The following is a 22,085-nucleotide window of genomic DNA, read 5'->3' on the forward strand; positions in this document are numbered from 1 at the left end:
GGCCCCTTGTTGTCACCTCCGCACCACCCACGGCCAATGACAGACTGCATCATCGCCAACCCGCCGGGCGGAGCGTATCATTCACTCATGGCTATCGAGAAGTTTTACGAACACACTCCTTCCATCGATCCCACCGCATTCATCGCCGCCAGCGCCGACCTCATCGGCCGGGTTCGCATCGACAAGGACGCGAGCATCTGGTACAACACCACCCTGCGCGGCGACATCAACAGCATCACCGTCGGCGAAGGCTCCAATATTCAGGACAATTGTTGCGTCCATCTCGCGGACGACTATGGCTGCCATCTGGGTAAATATGTCACCGTCGGCCACAGCGTCACACTCCATGCCTGCACCGTCGAAGACAAATGCCTCATCGGCATGGGTGCCACCGTCCTGGACGGCGCCGTCATCGGCCTCGGCTCCATCGTCGGAGCCAATGCACTCGTCACCAAGGGCACCATCGTCCCCCCCCATTCCCTTGTCCTCGGCTCTCCGGCAAAAGTCGTCAAAACACTCGACGAAAGCGTCGAACAGGCCAATTACGACCACGCGTGCAAATACATACGCGTCGCCAAACTCTTCCGCGAACGCCCCGAGGTCTGAACCTCTCCATCCGGTCTTTCCCGACGGCCCGCCTGCAACAAGGCGGGCCTTTTATTTGGCGGCGTTCCGCGGCGGACGAATCGCGAGCAGATCGAAAAGCTCCGGACTCACGCGCTTGATGCCCATCCCCAGATAATGGATCAGCAAATAAATCGCCGGTACGGCGAAAAACCAGCACCATTTCGGGAACGACGCATCCTGCACATCGAACGGAAGCAAATACACCAGCAGGCTGATCACCAGCATGTGCAGCACATACACGAGGAACACCGTCTGCCCCAAGCTTGCCATCCACCGGGCAAACCGGGGAAAAAGCTGCTCGATCCACAAAGCCACAACGCACGTCGCGCCGATATAGCAGACGATCCCGAGATGGGACATATGCGGCAGAGTCTTCGCCTCATACCACAAAACCACTGCAAACAGCCCCACGATCCACCAGCTCTGCCTACGGAGAAAAGAGGCAATCGCCGTCAGGGGAATCGACGTCAGGCTGATGCCGAGTGCAAAAAAGGCGATCTCCCGGGGATGAATCACCTGATAGCCGTCGATCATGAAATGGTTGCAGGCCAAGCCCTGCCCGAAACACAGGCAGGCGATAATCAGCGGATACAGGCACCTCCTGCGTCCCAGAGCCGCCAGAAAACCGCAGGCCAGAGTCAGCAGGATCAAATCCCTCAAAAACCAGAACGGCCCCGGCGGCTGATCTCCGATACCGAACACGTGCATCAGCACATCCAGCCGCTCCTCCCAATCGCCATCCGCCAGAGGATCAAGCACCTGCCACATCCAGAACCTCGTCCACCCCAGGCAGATGATATAAAGGCCGATCAGCAGCACATAGGCGGCAATCATGCGCCATGCGCGCTTCAACTGGGGAAACCAGACGCCCGGCGGACAACTGCGGGCCATGAAATACCCGGCTACCACGAACAGCAGGCACATCCGGCCCGATCCTGTGAACCACATCCCCTGCTTGATCGACATCACTGTCGGCGCATGCGTCAGCATCGTCGCCAGCATCGTAATCACGCGGGCGATATCCACCCACGCCACGCGGGGCGAACGGCTTACCGTCGGCAATGCCTCCGGCGCCACGGCAAACGGCTGAACAACGGCACTCATGCAAAAGAGGGAATGGAAGCGGCGCACTCCGACCGGCGGGTACGAAAAACCTCCGGCTCCGAAGCACACACGACTGTTCCAGGCAAGGAAACCGACATGGTACGGAAGGAAACCGGAGGTCTTGAAAAACCGTAAAAACGGAACCGGGATTATTCGACGATCACCGCAACCTTGATACCCTTCATCTGAACATTCGTCTCAAAGGCATCAACGATATTGTCCAGGCTGAAACGATGGGAAATCAGATCGGTCAACGGCAAGCCGATACCATAGGCACGCTTCAGGAAGTCGAACGTAATCACGTAATCCTGCGGCGTGTAGAGCCACGAACCGACGGCCGTGATTTCCTTATTGCAAATATCGTAATGGTGGTTGATCACGCTCTGTCCGCCATCCATGAAGAAGCCCACTTCGCACAGGCCGCCGCCGCGCTTCACCAGCTTCCATGCATTGGCTCCGGCTGCGCCCACGCCCGTGCACTGGAACACGAAATCGGCCAAGTGTCCGTTGTTGGCTGCCTTCACAGCTTCGGCGATCGCTTCGATACCGTCGTACTTCGTGAAATTGATCCCCTTCATCGCACCCATGCTGCGGGCCATCTCAAGGCGGGAATCATTGCCGTCCAGAGCAATAATATTCTCAATACCCATCGTGCGCAGCGTGGCGATCTGCAGCAGGCCGATCGGGCCGCAACCTTGCACCAGCACCACGGAGCTGAAATTCAACAGGCCCGTCGTCTTCGCACGTTCGAGAGAATGCACCACCACGGCGGAAGGTTCCACCAGAATACGCTGGTCGAGCGTCAGATCGCTCACATTGAACACAGTCGAACCCGGGCGGATCACAATATATTCGCCGAAGAAACCGTTGAAATGCACATCGTCGTCGGGAATGAGGCCATACACGCCCACATTCTCGCACATATTCACGCGGCCCGGCATATTCTTGCAGGGATCGCACTTGCCGCAGGGAAGAATGCAGGTCACGATCTTGTCGCCTACCTTCAGCGGACGCCCGGCCGTATCTTCCGTCCAGTTCTTGCCGAGCTTCACGATCTCGCCCGTACCTTCGTGGCCGAGCACCACCGGAGCGAGGCCGAAGGGATCGCGGTTGTATTCATGGCCGTCCGTACCGCAAATACCGCAAGCTTCCACCTTGACCAGAATCTGGTCATCGGAAATTTCGGGAATGGAATACGAACGCATTTCGACGGACTTCGGACCAGTCAGCATGGCCACACGAGCAGTAGCAGGAATCATCGGATTAATATAAGTAGAAAATGAAATCGGACGGCGCCACCATGGCGCCGCGACCGGGCGTACTATACAAAGCCTAGCAAGGAACAGCAAGCACGAAACCGGGCCGCGACAGGAAAAAAAAGACGATTTGCGACATATTGCCATCCGTCCTGAATTCCATTGGACATCAACGGGCGAAAAACGGTTCCACCGATAAACCTTCCCTCTGAACTGAAAGAACATCCGCCCGCTTCCGTATATGTAACATATGTCCCGATTCTTCATGGCACCTCTACTTGCAGGCAGCCTGGCATTCCCTCTCGCGGGAACACCCCAGGCAGCCGAATCCTCTCCGGCACAAACCGCCCCCTCCTCCCAGAACGCGGCACGTACCGACACCCTGCAGAAAGACGGCGTCTCCGCCACATTTGCCCCCCAAACCGGACACATCACGAACCTTCAATTCGGCAAGCAGCGCATCGACATGTTCAACAATGCCTGGGGAGGCCCCTCCTTCCGCATCACCGATGCCCAAGGCCGCCAGACCGTCCCGGTCCTCGTCCGCCAGCCGGGGCATGCGCCCTCTTTTGCCGCTCAACAGGGCGACCTCAAAATGGGCATCTCCTACGGCGTCGAACAGGGAGCCCTTGCCGCCACCGTCACCGTCGCCAACAAGGGAAAAACGGCAGTGACGCCCGACAGCCTCGCCCTCACACTGGGCATCGACACATGCATGATCAGCCATCCGCAATGGAACACCAAACACTTTCCTACCTTCCTCCGCTGTGAAAAAACCCACTTCTGGGGCTACGCCATGTCGCCGGAAGGAAGCATCCTAGGCATCTTCTCCCCCGATGCCATCCCTGCATGGAGCCTGAACTACAACAACGGAGGCCATCGCATCAACGGCATCAACCTGAACCTGCTGGCGGGCGCTCCCCTGCCCGCCCGCTCCCCGCAAACCTCCAACGAACTCAAACCCGGCGAAGAACGCACATGGAAAATCTACCTCGTACCCATCCCCTCGCTGAAAGAAGTGCCCGCCTGTGCCTCCCGTTACACGGATGCCTCCTACCTCACAGCCGACCGCTACACCGTCGAACCCGGCGAGCAGATTCGCCTGCACCTTGCGGGTGCCGATCACTCCAAAGCCACGGTTCAGCACAAAGGACAAAACATCGCCCTGCCTGAAGCCAAAGACAGGGAAATCCTCTGGCAGGCACCGAAGGAGCCGGGATTCTACCGCATCGCCATCGAAAACGGCAAAGGCAAAACCTCCGAAACCGTCATCACCGTCCGCCAGCCGTGGTCATGGTACATGGACGGCTCCCGCGCATGGACCGTCAAAGCCAAGCAAAAGGCTGGCAGCCACGTCGAAGGCTGGTACGGCTTCTTCCCCTCCTTCAAATGGAGGCACCTGAATCCCGACAAGGAGCTGGACGCGCAGATCGACAAGGACTTCAACGAACTGTTCCCCACCATGTACGACTACGCGACCATGCAACCCACGGCTCCGGCCCTGCCCCACCGCATCCAGAACCACGCTTGCGCCGCCTCCCTCTTCATGGAACGCTACCGCATCACCGGAGACATTCAGGACCTTGAGCGGGCAGCCAAACTGTGCGACTTCATCCTAGCCACCCAGAAGCCGGATGGCGCCTACCGCTCCGGGCGCACCCACTACACCTGCGTAATCTACCCTGCCAAATCCATCATGGAAGTCATGATGGCGGAGCAGGAACTCGCCCGTACCTCTCCCGTCTGGAAAGAACGCTTCGAACGCCACCGCGACTCCGTCCGGAAAGCGGTCGATGAACTTGCCCTCCACCTTGACAACATCGAAACCGAAGGGGAAATGACCTTCGAAGACGGCATGATCTCCTGCTCCTACACCCAGCTTGCGGCATGGGCTCGCCATTTCGCCCAGCCCGAAGAACGGGCGAAATACATCGCAGCCGCCGAAAAACTCGTTGAAAAACACCGCTGCCTTTCTCAGCTCGTACAGCCGGACAGCCGCATGAACAACAGCTCCCTGCGCTTCTGGGAATCCCAGTACGACGTTCTGTGGTGCAAAAACATGATCGGATCCCCGCACGGCTGGACCGCATGGAGACTCTACGGACTCTTCGACCTCTACCGCCTCACAGGTAAAACAGACTACCTGCAACAAGCCATGAACGGACTGGGAGCCTGTGCGAACCTCCTGAACCCGGAAACGGGAGAACTCTCGTGGGCCTTCATGGTCGACCCCCGCATCCGCACGGATGTATTCAAGCCGAATCCGGAAAAACCCGGCAAAGGCATCCGCTCGGTCGAAGTCGTCGGTGAAACCTACATCCCCATGATCTCCCAATGGTGGAAAGCGCCTTATGCCACCCCCGTCTTCGGCTACAACTACCAGTACGGAGTCGACCATCAGGGAGGTTCCTGCGACAACGACGTACACGAAATATTCAAATGCCTTGCCGAACACGCCCTGCAAACGGCATGGCTGATTCTGGATGCACAGGGGAAACCCACCGTCTGGAACGGTAAAGTCCGCAAGGAAGGCAACACATGGATCGTCACGCCGTCGGAAAAATACGTCTCCGAAGTCCACGTCAACACGGCGGCATCCGCCGCCGTCAAGGTGGAATGGCAGCAAGGCAGCCCGAAAACGGAAAACGTCTCCAAGGGCATGACCTCGCTTCTCCGCCCCTGAACAGGCTGAAAATCACGCCGGAGCGGCGCATCATGTCCCGCTCCGGCAGCGCGAGGAAGACAGAACCTCCTCGATCCGGGCGAGAAGGAACGGCCATTCCTTGAAACCGTCGCTATCCATGAAATGGCCGCCATGCTCGCAGAGAATGAACTCAGCGTGCAGCTTGGCCGCCAGCTCCTCTGTCGCAGCAGCCGGAACCACAGGATCGTCCCCGGCGGCAATCACCACGGTTCTGCCGGACATCGCCGCCAAACGAGCGAAATCAATCTCCTGATTCGCAAAGGCATCCAGCTCGCGCAACCCTTCCACGGGGCGTGAAAACCCTGAAACGAGCACCATTCCGCCGAAACGACTCCCTACCTCCAGCCGATGCAATGCGCCCAGCAAGGAAATGCATCCGAGACTGTGCGCCACAAAAAACGTCTTGCAACCGGAATCCCGGACATGGGAAGCGATGCAATCCAGCCATGCATCCAGGCAAGGAGCGGCGGCATCAGGCAGCTGCAGCACATCGGCCGAAAAGCCGCGTCTCTCCAGCTCAGCCTTCAGCCACGGAAACCAGTTCCTCCCGGGAGCCGATCCATAGCCGTGAACGATCACGATATGCTTACCTTGCGACATACGGCGCATTCCGGTAGAATGGACGAATACTATACCCCCTTGCGGGCCGTGCCGGACTCGCTCTCCGCCTTTTTCAGCACGTAATAGGGTGCCAGAGGCCCCGTCACCCTCTTGCCGTCGGCATTCAGCATATGCAGGCCGTCCTTATCCAGCTCATAGAGCTCCTGGCCTTCTTCCGTATGAACAACCAGCGTTTTCCCATCATCGCTCCAGTCCAGCGTCCCTTCCTGAACCTCGGGCAGGCTTCCTTCCACACTGCGGAAAACATCGTTCAGATCGGTCAATTCTTCGTCCGCGACCGCTTCATCCTGCACCCCCAAATAGATCGTCACCTTCTTGCAGGTCATATCGGCATTCAGCGTCAGCTGCACAAGAATACCTTCGCAATCCGCCGCAGGCAGCGTCCCTTCATACACTCCGCACCATGCGGACATGGCCGGAACGGCAGCAACCGATTGCGAGACGGGTCTCCCGGCCTCATCGGCATGAACGGCAGGAAGAGCCGCTCCCATGGACAACAAAAACAAAATACATTTCATAAAACATTTATCCTTCCATCGTGAAACCGCTCCCGGCAAATCTTGCCGGCTTCGTTTCGCCCGGTATGGATAAGCCATACAGCGCGTGTACAATCACTTTCTTCCGCTCCCTTCCGCCACCTTGTGCAAAACGTAATATGCACCGATCTTCCCTTTCACGCGCTTGCCTTCGGCATCCAGCACATAGAGGGAGCCGCCATCCAGTTCGTACATCTCTTCCCGGTAGGGATCGTGAATCCTGAACCGTTTTCCTTTTTCGATCCATTCGATCTTCCCGTCCGTCACATAGGGCAGCGCCTCCTTCTCGATCAGAGTCGCCACCTTCTTGAACGAACCGTCGGCACCGAGAGTGAGAATCATCTGCACGCCGGGCCCATCGGCGGAAGGAATCACCCCCTTGTATTCACCGGCCCACGAAGTACCGGCATTTGGCTCCTCCACACTTGCAGAAACTGGAGCATCACTGGCTTGCCCGGCTATAGGCAGAAGAAAAATCGCCGATGCACATGCCAACATTCGAAGAGAAAATGCATACATAGTGATATATGCTGACATCCCGGCATCCCATTCCGTTCAAAATACATCGTATCCGACAGCAACAAAACGCGCCGGGCGGCCGTAGCCAAACCCGCACGCACATCGCCGGATCATTTGTACCGCTGGGGCAACTTGCCGCAAAGAGGGCACATCACCAGCCCGGCAAGAGAGCTGAACGTATCCCCGCAATTCAGGCACACATGGTACATATTCGGCAGCGCATGGGGAGTCCCCTGCTCCAGCTGGTGCAAGGCGGCCCGGTACAAATCGGCATGCCCTTTCTCCGACTCCAGAGACCAAGTAAACGAACGAATGGCCAGAGGAACATCCTCCGCCTGAGCATCGGCTATGAACGAAGGGTACATGCTCTCGAACTCGTACGTCTCACCGGCGATGGCCGCCCGCAAATTATCCGACGTTGTCCCCACATGAATATTGATATCCAGATCCTCGACCTTTCCGCCCAGCAGCTCCAGCACCTTCATATGATTCACCGCATGGACGCGTTCGGCTTTCGACGCGGCTTCGAACAGGCGTTGAATGGCCGGATACCCTTCATAGGAAGCCTTCGTTGCATAAGCGGCGTAAGCAGCCGATGCCGTACTTTCCCCCGCTACGGCATTCTTCAAATTCTCAAGCGTCATTTCCATTAGCGCAATATAGAATATGACATGCACCATGGCAAGCCCGTAATCGAACACGAATGAAAAAACGGAACGCTCCGCAGGCGCGGATTTACCTGCCCTCCAGCTTCTGGATGACATCGCGGGCCGCACCCGCCGGATCTTCATGAAGAAGGAGCCACGACACGATCACGACGCGGCGCGCACCATGCTCCAGCACCCTGTCCAACGAACCTCCGTTAATGCCGCCGATACAAAACACCGGATAATCCCCAAGAGCCTCACCCACTCGGCACACATCGTCCAGACCGATGGCCGGGCGACCGGGCTTCGTGCCCGTCGGAAACAACGGACCGAACCCGATATAATCCGCGCCTTCGGCATGGGCAGCCAAAGCCTGTTCGGGGCTATGCGTCGACCGCCCGACAAGCATCCCTTCACCGATCATCTTCCTCACCTCCTTCAGCGCACCGTCGTCCTGCCCCACATGCACGCCGTCCGCTCCGCATTCCATGGCTATTTCCGGGTAATCGTTCACGATGAAAAGGCACCCGGCCTCGCAGCACAAAGGCTGCAAGCGATACGCCAGCATCCTCACGTCTTCCTCCGGCATGCCCTTCGCCCGCAACTGCAAAATTCGCACACCGCCGCGAATCAAGGCCGCTGCAGCCTCCTCTGCGTGATCGGGAGATACATATCCCATATCCACAATACCGTACAACCTGCATCCGGCCAGAATCTCACGTCTATCCATGCGCAGAGCATACCGCGGCCTCCCGGCAAAAACAAGCAGATTCCCACCCGAGCTTCCTGCCCCGTCAACGGAAAACGGGAGACGCGCCGATACCGGATTCAAGGCAGCATGTCCACTCACAACGGCACACCTCGGAACAGCCGTTCCATCACCGCATCGGCAACACCGTTTCCGGAACGATGAAAGGCCCATGACATGGCGCATCAAATGCCTGTTAGAAATTAAATTTCAAACTTTTTCCATCAATCGCATCCACCTTCTTCCACATCTCGAAATCTTTTTTTGTCATACTTCTCCTTTCTTGAATTTTTTCCTCCTATATATCGCAAATATCATTGCAATCATAATTCAATATTTAAGAATCTTTTTAGATATTGCATTACATCAAACATTATTTCACATCGGTTTGTTATCACCCCTCGATATTGACAACGGATACACTTTTGCTAATGTTCAAAAGGGTTGTTTGAACACCCGTGCAATTCGAAAGAAATAAAACCATGAAAGTACATCTGCCGTATTCGTTACGCAAAGCATTGATATCATCTCTATTGTCAATGTCTCTCCTATCCGGGGCAGCCCAGGCGGGCATCTACACTTGGACAGGAGCAACGGATCAATGGCTGCATACGTCTTCCAACTGGAGTCCGACCGTCACAGACTGGGCGGGCACATGGTCGGGATCAAGCAACAATATACTGAAATTTTCGGGAACTTATGCATCGGCTACCAACAAAGCGGCAACCATCCAATTCAACACCATGTCACTGGGCAGCATTCTTGTGGACACGGGCGCCGCAGGCTTCTCCTTGATGCCGAATGCAAACAACAACCGTTCGATCTTCTTCCGGGCATCCAGCGCGGCAGATGCGGCTACCATCGGAGGAGTAGCCGGGCAATGCAACATCATTGCCAAGTCCGATTTCAATATCGGCAGCTCTGCAGCCCGCTATAATTACGGCGGCAGCAGTGCAGTATTTTATGCCGATGCCAATATGGACATCGCGGCCGGAAAAACGGTCAAACTCTATGCGTCCAACCGGATCTACGGAGATACGACGACGCGAACCATCAACATACGGGGAGGAGGCACCTTCTCCATCGATTCCACCTCCACCGTCAACACGAGCAACATCGCGTGGAACATCCGGGGCAATTCCACGCTCGACCTCGCACCCAGCGGCGCAGCAAAAGCTCAGACGGTACTTGGCACGGGCAACATTACACTGGACGGAGGATCCCTGAATCTCGGAACGGGGAGTATTTCCCTGTCCAACAATCTTATTGTCGGAGAAAACGGCGGCGATATTCTGGGCGCAACTTCAGTCACCTTGACATCCGCCAACCTGACATACACCTCCTCCGACCTGACGAACAGCACACTGACGTTCGGATCGTCGATCACCTCCGTCACGCTGGCCGCCAATCAGGTTATCAATCTGTCTTCGGGAGCAAACAACGGATTATACACGCTTATCTCGACAAACGGCATCCTGAATGGCGACGTCAGCACGTACACCGTCACCGGATTGGGACGACAGACATACCAATTGGTCAATACAGGATCTTCCCTGACGCTCAACATTGAAGGCGCAATCGCCAATCTCACATGGAACGGAACGTCCGGCAATGCCACGTGGAACCACGATACTTCCAACACCAACTGGCACAACGGCGGTAATGCCGATGCCTTCTACGATAGCGACATCGTCACCTTCGACGGCACGGCGGCTACACAGTCCGTCACCGTCTCCGGCACCCTCAACCCTGGAGACATCGCCATCACGGGTGGAAACTACACCTTTGCATCCGACGGAACAGGCAATATTGCAGGCGGTGCCACACTCTCCGTCAGCAATGCCACGGCCACCCTCAACATGGCCAACAGCTACACAGGAGGCACAGTGGTCAATAATGGAGGCATCCTGAATGCATCGGCAGCCAACTCGCTCGGAACCGGCACACTTACCGTCAACGGAGGCACGGCCAACATCGGCAATACGCAAACACTCGCAGGCACTACCATCAACAGCGGCGAAGTCGTGCTGAAATCCACCGGTGCGCAGGCCGGGCTCGGCACCATTGCGGGAAGTGCGGGCCAAGGCGCGCTGGTCATCGATTGGACAACCGGGAACGACAGCAGCTCCGCCGGTACGGCATCTGCATCATCCAATGTGGCGGCATACACGGGAGATGTAATTGTCCGCAGCGGACGCTTAGCCAGCACCTCAGCAATGGCAGCCTCGTCGATCACAATCACGCAAGGCGGACAGCTGTACATGGGCGGCGGCACATGGACCCAGAACATCTCCATATCGGGCTCAGGCTGGAACAGCTCCGATGTGGCCGCCTCGGGCGCGCTCCGTATCGATGGCGCAACGGTCAATAGCACCCTGACGCTTGCCGGAGACAGCACGCTGCGCGTCCACGCAGGAACAGGAACGATCAACGGCGCGATCGTCGGTACCGACACGCTGACCAAAGTCGGCGGCGGCACGCTGTACCTCAGCAATGCCAGCAGCGCATTCACCGGCACGCTGAACATCACGGAAGGCCAACTGACGCTGGCAGGCGCAGGCAGCGGCAAATCGGCGTTGAACAGCGGCGACATCATCATGGCGGCCAACACGAAACTGGCATTCCAGGGCAACAACGGAAGCTTCACCTCGAAGAGTGCCGGATTGATCACCCTCAAGTCGAACGTACAGGTATGGGCCATCAACCCGGCTGCCGGGGCGAATACCATCTCCAACGACTTCATTCTGGACACAGGTACAGGATATGCCAACATCGGAGGATTCACCCAAGGCAACAGCACGATCATCTACAGCACGATCTCGGGCAACGGCAACCTGTCCATCAAGGATGAAGGCACCGGCTCCGGAGGCGGCAACAGCTTCATGTTCAGAAACGGTTGGACGACCAACAGCTACACGGGCCAGACGCTCATTCGCCGCGACATCACGTTCGACACCAATGCCACGACCAACGGAAGAACGCTGACACCGTTCGGCGCTTACCAGGCGGACGGCAGCAGCGGCGTCGCCACGGTACAAAACGGAGCCACCCTGACTGTTTCGGGCAATTCGGGCACGGGAACGGCCAACACCGTCACCCTTGCCAACGGCTTTGTACTGAACGGAGGCAATCTGACGCTCAACAACCTTGGCAACGGCATCGTCTCCGGCTCGATCACGGCTTCCTCTGCAACGGTCATCGCCTCCAACAGTGAGCGACTGGCCCTGGCAGGTGGATTGAAAGGCACCGGCAACGTCACCTACAACAATGCCACGGCCAATTCGCGGCTCGTCCTCTCCGGAACGAACAACAACTATTCGGGAACACTCAGCATCGGCACCGCATCGGGGCTTGAAATTGCCGGAGGCACAACCGGATTATCCGGAATGACAATTTCCGCCGCGACCGGAAAAACCGTATACGTCGGCAACGACAACGGCAACCTCTCCTTGAACGCAACAATCACAGGGGCAGGCAGGCTCGTCAAAAGCGGTACGGGCAGCGCCCTGCTTTCGGGAACGAACAACTACACGGGCGGCACAACCGTGCAGGCCGGAACAATCGTGGCAGGCAGTTCCACCGCCTTCGGAACCGGCACAGTACGCCTGTCGGACGGAGTTATGGACTTCAACGGATACAACCTCGCCAACGGCATCGTCATCAGCAGCGGCACATCCGCCAACAAAATGCTCAGCGCGGAACACAATGCCACAGCCGGAGCGCTGGTGCTCGAAGCCGGTTCCAGCCTTGCTCTCGACGTCTCCCATGCCGGAGCGGACGGAATCAACTGGACATTGAACGGCCTGACATACGACACCACCGCCACCCTCATGCTCGACTTCGGGGCTGCGGGAATCGCCACCGGCATCACCTATGACCTCCTCTCGTGGACGGGAGCCAGCGAAAGCGATTACCAGGCCTTGATCGACTCCGGCATTCTGGGCTGGAACGCCGGAAACAAAACCTCCGCATGGACGGAACACTATGCGATCGGGACCGACGGCACCAACTCATGGCTGCAGGTCTCCTTCAATCAGAGCGTTATTCCCGAACCTGCTACAGCGGCAATGGGCATTCTCGGCATGGCTTCCCTGCTCCTTCGCAGGCGCCGCCGTGCATAAAACATATCTCCATCACTGAAGCATCGTCAAAAACGGAGTATCGCTTGATACTCCGTTTTTCTTTGACACCGCATCACATGACCGAACAACCATCAACACATCGCCATAACATCTAAAAAACAAACAATTACAATAAAACAACAAAAACAGATCAAGAAAAACGAACCGAAGCGGCACATGAAACAGCCATGCACCGGGCACGTCATGGCCCACTCCTGTTTCCCCCGCATCAATCTCCCGAATCGCCAGCTACTGGGCCTAGTACATATTTTTTGCTTTATTCGCACGCCCGCGAGGGTATAATCGCCAGAGAAGCCATGTGGACCACGCTGAAAGAATATACCGACATCCGCTACGAAGCGACCGACGACGGAGCCATCGCCAAAATCACAATCAACCGCCCGGAAGTACGCAACGCCTTTCGCCCCCAGACCGTCCATGAACTGCTCGACGCCTTCCACCTCGTCCATGAAGACCCCAAAATCGGAGTCATCATCCTCACGGGTGAAGGTCCCCTCGCCTTCTGCTCCGGCGGCGACCAGAAAGTCCGCGGGCATGCCGGCTACATCGGCGGAGACGGCGTACCGCGCCTGAACATCCTCGACGTCCAGAAAAAAATCCGCCAGATACCCAAACCCGTCATCGCCATGGTCGCCGGATACGCCATCGGCGGAGGCCATGTCCTGCACCTCGTCTGCGACCTCACCATCGCCGCAGACAACGCCAAATTCGGCCAGACCGGCCCCAAAGTCGGCTCCTTCGACGGCGGCCTCGGCTGCTCCTATATGGCCCGCATCATCGGGCAGAAAAAAGCCCGCGAAATCTGGTACCTCTGCCGCGTATACGATGCTCAACAGGCTCTCGACATGGGCCTCGTCAACACCGTCGTCCCGTTGGAACAGCTCGAAACGGAAACCCTCCAATGGTGCCGCGAAATCCTCCAGCACAGCCCGCTTGCCCTCCGCTGCCTCAAATCCGCACTCAATGCGGACTGCGACGGACAAATGGGCCTCCTCGACCTCGCCGGCAATGCCACCCTCCTCTACTACATGAGCGAAGAAGCCAAGGAAGGCCGTGACGCCTTCGTTGAAAAACGCAAGCCCGATTTCTCGAAATTCCCCCGCATCCCGTAACCGCCATCCAGCTCCGCCTTGGCATCCGAAAACAACAAACGCCGCCGCAAAGGCTCCAAACAACCCCCGGTAGAAATCTGGGGTTCGTTCTTCGACACCCCCGAAGAAGACGACAAACACGCGCACTACATCGACGAAGAACCGTACGGGCGCTTCAGCTGGAGACGCATCCTGCACCGCTTCAGCCTTTGGAAACTCATCTCCACTCTGGTTGCGCTCGGCATCCTCGCCTTCATCGGCTCCCTCGTCTTCCTGACCTGGGTACCGCAGGACCTCTCCGAAATCCAGGGCTACAAAGCCATCACTCTCCAAAACGGCAACACTCCCACGCCGGACATCCCCACCCTCCTCAAAAAAGCCATCTCCGGCAAAGAAGCCGTCACCTTCACCGAGGAAGACATCAACAGCTACCTCAGCACCAGCCTCAAGCCCCCCACCCAGAGCGGGCCGCCCCTCTCCCACCCACACGGCGTCGGCATCCGACTCTTCGACGACTACGCGGAAATCGTCATCAACCGCACCATCGGCAACACCTACAACCAAACCGTCTCCATGTACGTCACCGTCAAGGCGGGAGATGCGCACCACGTCCGCATCGAATACAACGGCGGAGAAAAAATCCTCGGCACCTTCCCGCGCGGCGGCCGCCTCGGAGTTCTCCCCCTGCCGGAAGGCTACACGCTCATCCTCCTCCAGCCCGCCATGGAAAGCCTGGCGAAAGCCTACGCAGACATCTTCGATCTCATCAAAAACAGCCGTTATACCCCCGTACTCGGCAAAGGAAAAATCACCCTGTATCCGCCTCCGGCACAAATCACCACACCATCACAGACAACATGAAACGCAAACACGTCGTCACCTCTCTTCTGGCTCTCGGAAGCCTTGTCGCGTTGACATCCTGCTTCGGGCAGCTCCTCAGCCAGGTCATCAAGGATGAATACCCGGGTACCACTGTCCGCGCCATACCCGACAACAACGGAAAACCCGCCAACAACGAATGGGTCACCGTCTCGGACAGGGAACTTCCTGCCCCCCAGGCAGTCAAACGCGGAACCCTCACCTACCATGCGGACGGCCTCCCCTATGCCTTCCCGACCAGCTACAAAGACATCGTCCTCTCGCCCTATCCCCCGAACAACCCCATCAACTTCTCGGGAATGAAGGCTCACGACAAGGCATGGGATCCCTACACCCGCAAACCGTTCCACATCCCCGCCGTCATGCAGTGGAACTAACATGCCGGCGCACTGGCTCATCCAGCCAAAGGAACACCCGTGTCCACATCCGAACCAACTGAACAGGCATCCGCTCCGAAAGCCTCCTTCCGGCACAGGCTTGCCCTGTGGGGATTCAAGCTCTTTCAGGGCCTCCTGAGAATCACACCCATGCCCCTGCTGTGCCGCATGGGCCGCGGCTTGGGGTACGCCGTCTGGTTCTTCATGCCGGGGCGTCGCCGCATCGTCGCACGCAACCTCCGCATCGTCATCGATCCCACCCTGCGCGGCAAGGAACTCGGCAAACTCGTGCGCGAAAACATCGTCCGCACCTGCATGAACTTCATCGGTGCGGCCAAAACGGCCGTCCTCACGGACAGAGAACTCAACCGCTACGTCAGCCTCATCCATCCCGAAATCTTTGAACAATCCGTCGTCTCGGGAGGCACGGGCATCGCCTGCATCCCGCACGCGGGCAACTGGGAAATCCTCGCCCGCATCCGGCCCCTCTTCCGGCAGACGGAACGCTTCGGCTCCATGTACCGCCGCATGAGCAACCCCCTGCTCGAACAGCTCGTCTACAAATCGCGCACCGCCTACGGATGCCAGATGTTCAGCAAGGAATCGGGACTCCGCTCCACCCTCAAATTCGCCCGTGAAGGCAGCCTCATCGGTGTCTTGAGCGACCAATTCACCCAGGAAGGCAGCTTCCTTCCCTACTTCGGCAAAATCACGGGCACCACCTACCTGCCCGCCCTCCTCTACAAACGCTGCCGGGGCACGCTCTACGCCATCTACACGCGCAACACATCCATCGGCCACTGGGAAGCCGTCATGGACACCGTCATCGACGTACCTGAAAACGCAGGCATACAGGAAATCACCCTCCGCATCAACGAAGTTCTCGCCGAATGCCAGAAAAACAGCATCCTCGACGGCTTCTGGATGCACGACCGCTGGAAAACCCTCCTCGCCTTCGCCCCGCCCCAAATCGACGACGTACGCGAACTCCTGCAAAACTATCCCCTGCAACCCTTCCGCATCCTCGTCTCCATGCCGGAAGCATTCGAAGAGGCCATCCTCGTCCTGCCACTTCTGCGCGGCCTGCTCGACTCGCGCCCGGATACCCAGATCAACGTCATTTGCCCCAGTGAACAGGCAGCCTACTGGCAAAGCCAGCCCGAAGCAGCCCACACATTCACCACGGACAACCCGGCAACCCCGCTCGCGCAGCAACTGGATGCAGACGACATCTACAACGAAGGCGTCTTCGACCTCGCCTTCCTGCTGGACAACTCACCGCGCACCCTCAAAGAACTTCGCCACATCCGCCCGATCACCCTCAGCGCCTTCGAAAACCATCCCTGCTCCGAAAAACACCGCTTCCGAGGCAAAGTCCCCGTCAAGCGCGGCGGCAAACCCGTCCACCGCGTCGAAGACTACATGGAATTCCTGGAACACCATGAAATCACGCGGCGCAAAGCCGAATACTTCGCACCCTCCCCCTCGGAACCGCTTGCCGCAAACGCCCCCAGCCTCTTCATCGCCCCCTTCTCCACCCTCGGCCCGGCCTCCGAATGGACGGACGACGCTTGGGCGGAACTCATCGGACAACTCTCTTCCACACCCTCCCTGCTCGCCCTGCCCCGCGACAGCGAACGCGCAACGCAGCTTGCCGAACACCTCGGCATACCGCTCACCCTCGCGGAACCGCACGAATACGGCGCCCACCTCAACAACTCATGCACCCTCATCGCGTGCGACGGCCTCATTCCCGGACTGGCGGCGCAAAAAGGCGCACGCTGCATCGTCCTCATGGGCACGCGACTTCCTGACCGCTACCGGCCTCTCGGCACGCAGCACGCCTACATCAACAGGCATACCCTGTGCCACCCCTGCTACCGCACCCACTGCGACCAGCCCACCCCCTGCATGCACCGGATCACCGTCCGGCAAGTCCTCGACAAACTCTAAACCATGCAAACAGCCGAAACCTCCAGCCTCCAGCACATCCGGCAGAGGCTCATGGCCGGAAGCATCGAACTGGCGCCACTCGCCGCCCTGCCGTTCGTGCAGTACCCATGGCCGATTCCCATCGCCTGCGCCATCCTACCCTTCATCCTCAGGCAGCTCGTCAAACCGCCAATCCTTCGCAAACGCCTCACGGAATCCATCAACCTCCTGCTCACCCTCCAGTTCCTCAACCTCATCGGGTACATCCTCGTCCCCATCCTCCTCACTCAGATATTCAACTTCCCCCAGGCCGCGCTCTTCGCCATGTGGGCAGCCATCCCCTTTACCCTCTTCATAGCGTACACCATTGCCGCATGTACGGCCTTGCGCTTCCTTCAAGCCCTCTCAGGCAAATCCCCCTGCAAATGGGGGGGATTCCACTGGCTTACCGACAACAATCGCTGAACTTCATCCAGTCAGGCGAACACCTCAGCGGAACAGCCGCCATCCCGCAGCATCGGCTCCAACCCGGCCAGGAACTCCTGCTGCGCCTGAGACTCTACACCGGAACCGGCGCGCCGCACACTGGCACGGGCCTCATCCCGGTCCACCCCCATCGCCATCAGCACCGCGACTGCCAACAGCCCCGTGCGACCCATACCGTTCGCACAATGCACCGCGACGGAACCGCCCCGCTTCAACCGGGCGACCATCCTGTGCGACAGCCGCGCAAAACTCCTCGCATCGGCAGGAGCGGCATAATCATTCAAAGGGAAATGCAAAGCCTCGTCCACGGGAACCCGCCCGGCTTTCCAATCCTCCGCATAGGCCGCACCACGCTCTTCCATCTCACTGATTCCGACCAGATTCACCAAAAAATCCACTCCGTGCTTCTGTAAACATCCGTACGCCTCTTTCGGAGAACCGTCCGCACGATGGTACCCGGGCATCCCCATCAAAAATAAAGTGCCGACACAACCGGAAGGCAGCCCCAGCGGCCTTAAAATCACCCAACTATCATCCGGCACAGGCAAAACATTCATGAAAACAATACCGATTTTCAGGAATCATTCTACAAAACAAAACACCGGAAAGCAACTCCCGGCTCTGTCAGCGCGGAGGCCTCCCTCCAGCACTCGATCAATTGCCGAATCCTTCGATCGAATCAAGCTCCACATGCTTGGCTCCTTGATCCTCCGCCCTTGACTCCACAACCTTGCTCTGCCCCGCCCGGAGATCGGAAATGGAACCCAGCGTCTTGCCGATGGGATTTCCCTGAGCATCCAGCAAAGCGTACGACACATAGACCGACCTGTAATCCCGGTTCGTATTATTCTGAATGCGTGCCACCACCGTCACAAAACCCGACCTGCGCTGCACCGACACCTTGCCCACCACGGAAAAATCCTCATGGGGCACAACCTTCTTCGGCACCTCCACCTTATTCACCCTGGGTTCGATCAAACGGCGCACCCCCTCCACGTCTCTTTCACTGCTAAAAGATCCGAGCTCCTCCTTATCGACAATCAAAAAACACTTCCACGGCAGCGTCGACTTCAATGAACCCCACCCGGAAAACTGATACACTCCATCCCTGCGCGCCAGCATCAACTCCTGCCAATCGGCTTCAGGCGACACCTCCTTCAGATGGAATTGCACCACCCCCGAAACATCCGACACCTGCTTCCACAGAAAATTGTTCGACAGCACCTTCTGTCCATTCTCCTCCACCGAAAGATACCCTACACCGAACATCCTCCCTCCGGACAACGAACCCAAAGCCATAAAATTAAGATGCAAATCGACAGGATTTTCAAACCCGGCAAACCGTTCCTCGGGACACTCGAAAACATAGAGCTTATCAACTTCGAACAGATTCTTACTGCCGCGAACCCATGCAAGCTCAACCTCTTTCTTCCGGTTCGACTCACCTGCCCCCTGCTTGAAATAATAATTGCGTTCCCGGGCCTCCTTCCAATCGCGCGGTTTCGACTCTTTCTTCAATGCAAACTGCGTCGGAAAATAGGCATTCATTCCTTGAATCACAAGATTCCGGCCAGGCCTGATCGTCGCCTTCCGCTTCGCCACCTTCGGCGAACCATCCGCTTCCAGACTCTTCAAACGCGTCGCAATCTCGTATTCTTCTCCTCCTGCATGCAAGTAATCGAAAGAAAGACGCGTACCCTCCGTCTCCAGCGTACCTTCCCCGTAAATATGTCCATCATCATCCTTACCCACAGCCAGGAATGTATAGGAATACTTCGTACCGTCCTTATCCGCCGAATACACAGCCATATCGCCTATCTGGTCGAACGGAGAAGCAGACGCGCACATCGATGCAAAAAAACACATCGCCAATTGGGTAATTTTGGGTAACATGCACCGAAATATAATCGGTTCTTCTATCAGATTCAAGAGAAAATATCAGACAAAAAACTCAAACCGCCATTTTCCGCAGCACGCTTCGAACAGATCGAAAAAAAATCCGGCACATGAAAAAAATACTCGACAAACGGCGATGAATCCTGTATTCTTCCCGCACCTTCAAGGTAACCACTCACGGCAGGGTAGCTCAGTGGTAGAGCAGAGGACTCATAAGCCTTTGGTCGGGTGTTCAAATCACCTCCCTGCTACCAGTTTTCAAGAAAAGCGGACTTTCAACAAGTCCGCTTTTCTGTTTTTCGACTGCCTCTCCCGCCATGAAACGTATCCTTATTCAATCCGCCTGTCTGTGTACCGCCGCAATAGCGGCATCCTGCGTCGTCAACACATCAGGAAAGCTTGATTCCATCGGTAAAACATACGAAGGATATTATTACGACGCCACCCGACCGACCACCTGCCTGTTCCGACAGAACGGGAAATATTACGTCAAAGCGCCAGTCGTCCGGTTCCCAGCCTCAACAAAAACATGGCAGCCCCGGCAAGCGGAAACCGATCCTCCCGAACAGCCCATGCATAGCCGCATCACCGGTATTCCCGCATGGGGATACCACGAAATATTCACGATGGATACCGGCAGCATCAACTTCTCGGAAGGCGACTTCCACCCCATCCTGCATGCATCGGGTTCATGGATTCCTGCCGCACAATTCGAACAGAATCCTTTCACCGTCATTGGAAAAGAAAACGGCATCCAGCACAGCCGGGAAGGAGACATCCTGAATCCGGACTCCATCCGAATCATGGACACGCACCGCTCGACGGGAAACATCCTACGCCTGCCGCTAGTACTGATCGCAGGCTGCGCGATCGACCTTCCGGGCAACATCCTTGTCTCACCCTTCATGTCGAACGACGATGAAGACGATGAAGATGAAGACGATTTTCTGGACGCGCTCATCGACGATGCTATCGACAAGCATTTAAAAAAGCATCGCAAGCACGGTAAAAGGCATTCGAAGCGCTGAAAACCATGCCGGCTGGCGGTCTTTCTCCTGTCGAGCGGGATGCCATCCAGATGCCCACGCGATCCTGCTATTCATGCGCACTCGTCTCTTATGGCATGGAGTGCCATGTTTTTATCTGAAAAACTTCCTTTTTTTCGGACGAAGAACATGTTCATGCGTTATTTCAGATAAGGACATCCCCTCTCCATGAACCGCTGCTATATCCATCACCTGCTCCGTACGGTTATCCGGTTGGCCTTCTTCGCATGGCCTGCCTGCTTCTGCCTCACCCTTGCATCCTGCTGGCTCAACACGTCGGGAAAACTCGACGCGCCGGGAAAATACATCGAAGCATATTACATCAACACAAGCCAGCCTGCCGCACAAATCTTCGAACAATCGGGCCGCTATTACATCAAGGCTCCTCGCCTGCGCCTCAGACCCGCACCGCGCATGTGGACATCCGTCTCCGAGCCATCCCACTACATCTGCATGGAAACAAAAGAGTGGGCATACCACGAAATATTCTCCTATAACAAAAAATCCCTGCCTCTGCCCGGCCAAGGCAACCTCCCCATCCCTGAACCGGATGCACCATGGATACCTTCCGGAGAATTCGAAAGCAGCCCGTTCACTGTTCTCGGCAACGCCCAATCTCCGACTGCACCGCAACCCGGCACACTCCTCAGCTCCTACGAACTCAAAGCGCCTTCCACACATAGGTCCGTCGGCAACATCCTCCGGCTGCCCATTGTAGGGCTATCGTTTTGCGCCATCGACCTTCCGGCCATGTTCGTCACAGCCATACCATACGGAATCTGCACCAATGACTGGCTGAACAATGATCCATTGCCGTCCCAAATGGGGCGAACGCAAAGCCACAACTGTTCCGATCCGGAGTGCAATTTCCACTCTCACGACAGCTTCGGCAATTGCGAATGATCAAGGCCCGGCCCCCGAATAAGCCCTTGCATGAGGGCAGAGAAAAGCATATAGTCTCCTATACCTTTTCTCACCGATGATTCTCGACAACCTCCGCAACGCCGCGCGCTACACCTCCCTGCACCCTTTATTGAAGCAGGCTTTCGACTACCTCGCATCCCTCGACCCGGCCACCCTTGAGCCGGGCAAACATATCCTTGCCGAAGACAGGCTGATCGTAGCCGTCAACGACAGCACGCTCAAACCTATCGGCAAAGCCCGATTGGAAATACACGACGAATTTCTGGACATTCACCTGACACTGTCCGCCACGGAGCGTTTCGCATGGAAAAGCCGGGATGACCTTCAAACCCCGTCCGAACCGTTCAACCGCGACAAGGATGCACAACATTACGACGATGCTCCGGAGACTTTCTTCGAAGCGGCGCCGGGCAGCTTCGTCATCTTCTTCCCGGAAGATGCGCATGCCGGATGCATCGGCGAAGGCTCCATCCGCAAAATCGTCGTCAAGGTCAGATGCAGCAACGAATGATGCCGAAATCCTGCATTTTTTGAAAGACAGGCAATCGCA

At 57.1% G+C, this 22,085-nt stretch carries 20 protein-coding genes and 1 tRNA gene; 12 read left to right on the forward strand and 9 right to left on the reverse strand.

Annotated elements, in window-relative coordinates:
* Positions 1 to 36: 36 nt before the first annotated feature.
* On the forward strand, positions 37 to 606 hold the full coding sequence (locus AC781_RS01620; protein WP_245741047.1) for a gamma carbonic anhydrase family protein: 570 nt from the start codon (positions 37 to 39) through the stop codon (positions 604 to 606).
* 51 nt (positions 607 to 657) lie between these two features.
* On the opposite strand, the gene AC781_RS01625 is transcribed toward AC781_RS01620, so the two are convergent.
* Positions 658 to 1,731, reverse strand: coding sequence for an acyltransferase family protein (locus tag AC781_RS01625; protein WP_141675677.1), 1,074 nt, complete (start codon positions 1,729 to 1,731; stop codon positions 658 to 660).
* 149 nt (positions 1,732 to 1,880) lie between these two features.
* Complete coding sequence (locus AC781_RS01635; protein ID WP_083076373.1) at positions 1,881 to 2,990, reverse strand: zinc-dependent alcohol dehydrogenase; 1,110 nt, start codon at positions 2,988 to 2,990, stop codon at positions 1,881 to 1,883.
* 262 nt (positions 2,991 to 3,252) lie between these two features.
* Between AC781_RS01635 and AC781_RS01640 the strand changes: the two genes are divergently transcribed.
* Positions 3,253 to 5,670 carry a hypothetical protein gene (locus tag AC781_RS01640; RefSeq protein WP_141675678.1) on the forward strand — a complete coding sequence of 806 codons (2,418 nt, stop codon included), beginning with the start codon at positions 3,253 to 3,255 and terminating at the stop codon, positions 5,668 to 5,670.
* Positions 5,671 to 5,700: 30 nt separating this feature from the next.
* Here the strand turns inward: AC781_RS01640 and AC781_RS01645 are convergent, their stop codons facing one another.
* The 5 genes from AC781_RS01645 to thiE all read right to left on the reverse strand — a co-directional run bounded on the left by AC781_RS01645 (position 5,701) and on the right by thiE (position 8,744).
* Positions 5,701 to 6,291 (reverse strand): RBBP9/YdeN family alpha/beta hydrolase, encoded by a 591-nt coding sequence (locus AC781_RS01645; protein ID WP_067772425.1) that lies wholly within the window; start codon positions 6,289 to 6,291, stop codon positions 5,701 to 5,703.
* Positions 6,292 to 6,320: 29 nt separating this feature from the next.
* The gene (locus AC781_RS01650; RefSeq protein ID WP_067772427.1) at positions 6,321 to 6,830 is read right to left on the reverse strand and encodes a copper resistance protein NlpE; all 510 of its coding nucleotides are present in this window, start codon (positions 6,828 to 6,830) and stop codon (positions 6,321 to 6,323) included.
* A 93-nt stretch (positions 6,831 to 6,923) separates the two neighbouring features.
* Positions 6,924 to 7,271 (reverse strand): copper resistance protein NlpE N-terminal domain-containing protein, encoded by a 348-nt coding sequence (locus tag AC781_RS13210; RefSeq protein ID WP_071133182.1) that lies wholly within the window; start codon positions 7,269 to 7,271, stop codon positions 6,924 to 6,926.
* 206 nt (positions 7,272 to 7,477) lie between these two features.
* The gene (locus AC781_RS01660) at positions 7,478 to 8,017 is read right to left on the reverse strand and encodes a rubrerythrin family protein (protein ID WP_067772433.1); all 540 of its coding nucleotides are present in this window, start codon (positions 8,015 to 8,017) and stop codon (positions 7,478 to 7,480) included.
* An 85-nt stretch (positions 8,018 to 8,102) separates the two neighbouring features.
* Positions 8,103 to 8,744 carry a thiamine phosphate synthase gene (gene thiE, locus AC781_RS01665; protein WP_083076383.1) on the reverse strand — a complete coding sequence of 214 codons (642 nt, stop codon included), beginning with the start codon at positions 8,742 to 8,744 and terminating at the stop codon, positions 8,103 to 8,105.
* A gap of 557 nt (positions 8,745 to 9,301) precedes the next feature.
* Here thiE and AC781_RS01670 point away from each other — a divergent pair.
* The 6 genes from AC781_RS01670 to AC781_RS01695 all read left to right on the forward strand — a co-directional run bounded on the left by AC781_RS01670 (position 9,302) and on the right by AC781_RS01695 (position 17,648).
* Complete coding sequence (locus AC781_RS01670; RefSeq protein WP_067772435.1) at positions 9,302 to 12,883, forward strand: beta strand repeat-containing protein; 3,582 nt, start codon at positions 9,302 to 9,304, stop codon at positions 12,881 to 12,883.
* A gap of 317 nt (positions 12,884 to 13,200) precedes the next feature.
* Positions 13,201 to 14,016, forward strand: coding sequence for a 1,4-dihydroxy-2-naphthoyl-CoA synthase (gene menB / locus AC781_RS01675; protein ID WP_067772440.1), 816 nt, complete (start codon positions 13,201 to 13,203; stop codon positions 14,014 to 14,016).
* Positions 14,017 to 14,034: 18 nt separating this feature from the next.
* The gene (locus tag AC781_RS01680) at positions 14,035 to 14,856 is read left to right on the forward strand and encodes a hypothetical protein (RefSeq protein WP_067772443.1); all 822 of its coding nucleotides are present in this window, start codon (positions 14,035 to 14,037) and stop codon (positions 14,854 to 14,856) included.
* Complete coding sequence (locus tag AC781_RS01685) at positions 14,853 to 15,251, forward strand: hypothetical protein (protein WP_067772445.1); 399 nt, start codon at positions 14,853 to 14,855, stop codon at positions 15,249 to 15,251. The genes AC781_RS01680 and AC781_RS01685 overlap by 4 nt, the downstream gene beginning before the upstream one ends.
* A gap of 39 nt (positions 15,252 to 15,290) precedes the next feature.
* Positions 15,291 to 17,204, forward strand: a complete 1,914-nt coding sequence (locus AC781_RS01690) for an LpxL/LpxP family acyltransferase (protein WP_067772447.1) — start codon at positions 15,291 to 15,293, stop codon at positions 17,202 to 17,204.
* A gap of 3 nt (positions 17,205 to 17,207) precedes the next feature.
* On the forward strand, positions 17,208 to 17,648 hold the full coding sequence (locus AC781_RS01695) for a hypothetical protein (RefSeq protein ID WP_067772450.1): 441 nt from the start codon (positions 17,208 to 17,210) through the stop codon (positions 17,646 to 17,648).
* An 11-nt stretch (positions 17,649 to 17,659) separates the two neighbouring features.
* Here AC781_RS01695 and AC781_RS01700 read toward each other — a convergent pair whose 3' ends face one another.
* Both AC781_RS01700 and AC781_RS01705 read right to left on the reverse strand, forming a co-directional pair.
* A complete protein-coding gene (locus tag AC781_RS01700; protein WP_071133185.1) occupies positions 17,660 to 18,226 on the reverse strand; it encodes a protein-tyrosine phosphatase family protein in 567 nt (188 codons plus the stop codon).
* A gap of 97 nt (positions 18,227 to 18,323) precedes the next feature.
* Positions 18,324 to 19,562 carry an FxLYD domain-containing protein gene (locus AC781_RS01705; protein ID WP_067772456.1) on the reverse strand — a complete coding sequence of 413 codons (1,239 nt, stop codon included), beginning with the start codon at positions 19,560 to 19,562 and terminating at the stop codon, positions 18,324 to 18,326.
* Positions 19,563 to 19,744: 182 nt separating this feature from the next.
* Here AC781_RS01705 and AC781_RS01710 point away from each other — a divergent pair.
* The 4 genes from AC781_RS01710 (at position 19,745) to AC781_RS01725 (ending at position 22,046) form a co-directional block, all read left to right on the forward strand.
* Positions 19,745 to 19,819 (forward strand) — tRNA-Met (locus AC781_RS01710).
* Between the two features lie 63 nt (positions 19,820 to 19,882).
* Entirely contained in the window at positions 19,883 to 20,593 is a 711-nt protein-coding gene (locus tag AC781_RS01715; protein ID WP_067772458.1) for a hypothetical protein, read from the forward strand.
* Between the two features lie 186 nt (positions 20,594 to 20,779).
* Complete coding sequence (locus AC781_RS01720) at positions 20,780 to 21,514, forward strand: hypothetical protein (RefSeq protein ID WP_067772460.1); 735 nt, start codon at positions 20,780 to 20,782, stop codon at positions 21,512 to 21,514.
* A 76-nt stretch (positions 21,515 to 21,590) separates the two neighbouring features.
* Positions 21,591 to 22,046: a NanQ anomerase/TabA/YiaL family protein gene (locus tag AC781_RS01725; RefSeq protein WP_067772463.1), complete on the forward strand. Its 456-nt coding sequence runs from the start codon at positions 21,591 to 21,593 to the stop codon at positions 22,044 to 22,046.
* The last annotated feature ends 39 nt before the right edge of the window (positions 22,047 to 22,085 follow it).

Source organism: Neoakkermansia glycaniphila, from assembly GCF_001683795.1.
GTDB classification, from domain to species: domain Bacteria; phylum Verrucomicrobiota; class Verrucomicrobiia; order Verrucomicrobiales; family Akkermansiaceae; genus Akkermansia; species Akkermansia glycaniphila.